Here is a 3,605-nt window from a genome sequence, read left to right on the forward strand (position 1 = left end):
CATGAGTTTTTCACCCGATTCCCCTGTTCTTCCAGCCGGCCTGCAGGATGATCTGCGATCCGCGCGAGGACATCGGCCAGCCATGCTTGAGGGTCAACGTTATTGAGCTTGGCTGTCTGAATCAGAGTTGCCATCACCGCGGCTCGCTCAGCGCCACGGCCAGATCCGGCGAACAACCACGACTTGCGTCCCAGGGCAAAACCTCTGAGCGCCCGCTCCGCGGCGTTATTTGTACGGCAGATTTTGCCGTCTTCAAGGAAGGCCGCAAAGCGATCCCAGCGCGGCAGCATATAATCAATCGGCTCACGCACCTTGGCCGAGCGGGAGAGCTTGGAGCCTTCCTCTTTCAACCAGGATTCCAGCGCTACTACCAAAGGAGCGCTTTCCTCTTTGCGCACCCTAAGCCGCTCCTCGGCAGATTTGCCGTTGATCCGCCGTTCGATTGCGAACAGAGCATCCATGCGTTTGACGGCCTCAAGGGCGATGGGTGAGATCACGGCCGCGTTCTTGCCGCGCCGCTTGCTCTGAGCGATCTCCGCAAGTTCGAAGAACTGCCTTCTTGCATGCGCCCAGCACAGGGCCGAGGTCACCGGACCTTCTGTACGGGAGCCGTCATAGACCCCGTTGTAACCGTCATAGGCGTCTGCCTGCAGGATACCCGCAAAGCCGGTCAGATGCCTGGTGGGATGCTCTTTCTTGCGGTCGCTGGAAGCATAATAGAGCGCAGCAGGAGGTGCCGGGCCACTAAAGGGGCGATCGTCCCGCACGTAGGTCCAGATATGGCCGGTCACTGTTTTGCCCTTGGCCAGGATCGGGATCGTCGTGTCGTCCCCGTGCAGGCGATCGGCTGCCAACACATGAGCTTCTATAAGCTGCTGCAGAGGGGCGAGGACCGCTGCACAGATTCCCACCTGGTCGGCCAGGGTCGAGACGCTGAGCTCAATTCCCTCGCGGGCATAGCGCTCGCTCTGGCGGTTCAACGGCTGGTGCTGACCGAACTTCTCATAAAGGATCATGGCCAGAAGATTGGGGCCAGCAAAGCCTCGCGGCGTCACATGGAAGGGCGCGGGCGGCTGCGTGATCTTCTCGCAGACCCGGCAACTGAAGGTCTCCCGCACCGTCTGGATCACCTTCCATTGCCGCGGGATCGATTCAAGGGTTTCGGTGACGTGCTCGCCGATCTTCGACAGGTTGTTTGAACCGCAGCAGGGACAGGACGATGGCGCTTCGAGAACCACACGCTCGCGCGGCAGATGCTCGGGAAACGGCTTTCGGGCCGGGCGCCGGCGGACAAAGCTCGACACAGTCTGCGTTTGTCGGGACGCCTTTTCGGCCTTGAGCTCATCCTCGCTGGCGCCGGCCTCAGCCTCTGAGCCTGATCAGGCAAATTGAAGGCAGACTGGCCTATTTCTGATCACGATACGCGATGTTTGTAGGGGTAGAGACCTCACCAATTGTGATCGGTCGCGGCATAAAATCCGATCATTCCTTGGTGAGACCGCATAGACCATTCCTCGGAGCCGACCTGCGTTCCGATTTGCCGGGAGCGCAGACGGGGTCAAGGAGGGTCCGCGCCGCATGGCGTGGATGCCTTGACGCCGGTGAGCACCCGGCGAGTGTTGACCAGCAGTGGGCCCCTCGGATCAGGCGGCTGATGCAGGGTCTTCGAGGCGATCGATCAGCAACTGATAACCAACGGCGAACCCGGGTTCGTACGCGTCCGGGTGCTCGCGGATAAAGTCGATGACTTTTCGGTAGTAGTGGATCGCCTGCTCGGTATTGCCGCGCATCTCGTGCACCAGTCCGAGGCGGGCGTAGCCGTCGTGAACGTCAGGAAAGCGCTCGAGCACGTCCTGGGCGGCCTGTTCCGCCTCGTCGAACCTGCCATCGTCGATCAGATCGAGGATGGCGTTGGAGGCTTCGACCAATTCGTCGTAGCAGTCGTCGCAAAAGCCGTGGTGATCATACATGCTGTCCTCGTCGCCGATTTCCAAGGCGACCGCGGCCATCGCCTGGCGTTCGCGTTCCTCGTTCCCGGCCAGGCAGCATTTCTTGTATTTCTTGCCACTGCCACAGGGACAGGGTTCATTGCGGCCGGTTTTGGGCATGTGCCAACGTCAGCATGAAGGATAGATCCCTTGTATCAAACGCTGCTGGCTGATGCCAGATTTCATGCCTTGCTTTTGGACATAGATGCCGATATCGCGGCCGTCTGCCGGTCCGCTAGATGCCCTTGCGGGGGCGCACTGCATGTGGCGCGGTTCCAGCGCAAGCCGCGGGGGCGGCCGCACCGATTGGACGAGAACTATAACCAGAGGTTCAGCTTCTGCTGCGCGTCCCGCGACTGCCGACGGCGGGCGACGCCCCCCAGCCTGCGCTTTCTCGGCCGCAAGGTCTATTTAGCGACCATCGTCACCTTGATCAGCGCCCTGCGCGACGGCGTGACGACCGCGCGTCTGCGCCAACTGTCCGCAACCCTCGGCATCGACCGCCGGACCGTCGCACGCTGGCGCGCCTGGTGGCTCTCGACCTTCACCGCTACGCCGTTCTGGCAGAGCGCCGTGGCCGCCTTCATGCCCCCGCCCGATCCGTCCGCGGTGCCCGCCTCGGTGCTCGACCGATTTGCCGGCGATGCCGACCAAAGACTGATCGCCTTCCTGCGTTTCCTGGCGCCAATCACCGGCGGAGCATCAATGAGCCACGCTTTCTGAGGGGCGACGCCGACCCGCAGAAGACGCACCTGGCGCTCGCCGCCGCCGTCCTTACCGTCCGCCGCTCCAATCAACAGGAGGTCGGCATGACCAGGGAGCATGGTCCGCGCAGCCATCAGCAATGGGCGCAACTGCGCTTCTCGGTCATCGGTCAGTTGCTTGCTGCACCGCCGCAGAAGGGCGCGCTTCATGCGGCTCTGGAAGAGCTGGCAGCCCGTGAGTGGCGCCATCCGCTAACCGGCGTTCCAATTCGCTTCGGCGTCTCGACGATCGAACGCTGGTTTTACCGCGCGATCAAAGAACGCGTCGACCCGGTCGGCGTACTGCGCCGCAAGCGCCGTCGTGACGCCGGCCAGCAGTTCGCGCTGAGCAACGCACTGCGCCAGGCGCTGCTCGCCCAATACGCCGCCCACAAGAGCTGGAGCGCCCAGCTTCATCACGACAACCTGGCTGCCCTGATCGAGACGCAGCCCGAGTTCGGCCCCATGCCGTCCTATTCGACCGTGCGCCGGTTCCTGCGCAGCCATGGTCTGGACAAGCACCGTGCGCTGAGCTCACGCCAGAGCGCCGGCGCGCTGGCGGCGCAAGTCCGGCTGGCAACCCGCGAGGTCCGCAGCTTTGAGGTCGAGCATGTCGGCGGGCTGTGGCATTTCGACTACCACCATTGTTCGCGCAAGGTACTGACCTCCAAGGCAGAGTGGCAGACACCGATCCTGCTCGGTATCCTCGATGACCGCTCCCGTCTGGTCTGCCATCTGCAATGGTATCTGGCCGAGACCGCCGAGAACCTGGTCCATGGCCTCATCCAGGCCTTCATGAAGCGCGGCCTGCCGCGCGCCATCATGAGCGACAACGGCGCCGCAATGACCGCCGCCGAGACCACCCAAGGCTTCT

Annotated in this window: 2 protein-coding genes and 2 pseudogenes; 2 read left to right on the forward strand and 2 right to left on the reverse strand. The window is 62.9% G+C overall.

Annotated elements, in window-relative coordinates; translation table 11 throughout:
• Positions 1–1,370: pseudogene (locus tag NEZ08_RS20760) on the reverse strand (IS66 family transposase); the annotation flags it as partial.
• Between the two features lie 273 nt (positions 1,371–1,643).
• The gene (locus tag NEZ08_RS20765) at positions 1,644–2,108 is read right to left on the reverse strand and encodes an SEC-C metal-binding domain-containing protein (RefSeq protein ID WP_298111128.1); all 465 of its coding nucleotides are present in this window, start codon (positions 2,106–2,108) and stop codon (positions 1,644–1,646) included.
• A gap of 186 nt (positions 2,109–2,294) precedes the next feature.
• Between NEZ08_RS20765 and NEZ08_RS20770 the strand changes: the two genes are divergently transcribed.
• Complete coding sequence (locus NEZ08_RS20770; protein ID WP_298111131.1) at positions 2,295–2,711, forward strand: hypothetical protein; 417 nt, start codon at positions 2,295–2,297, stop codon at positions 2,709–2,711.
• An 86-nt stretch (positions 2,712–2,797) separates the two neighbouring features.
• Positions 2,798–3,605 (forward strand): annotated as a pseudogene (locus tag NEZ08_RS20775) (IS481 family transposase); the annotation flags it as partial.

The organism is Bradyrhizobium sp. (genome assembly GCF_027451485.1).
In the GTDB taxonomy this organism is placed as follows: domain Bacteria; phylum Pseudomonadota; class Alphaproteobacteria; order Rhizobiales; family Xanthobacteraceae; genus Bradyrhizobium.

Coding starts and splice junctions, on each gene's coding strand:
- NEZ08_RS20765 (WP_298111128.1), bottom strand. CDS start 2,108: ATGCCCAAAACCGGCCGCAATGAACCCTGTCCCTGTGGCAGTGGCAAG.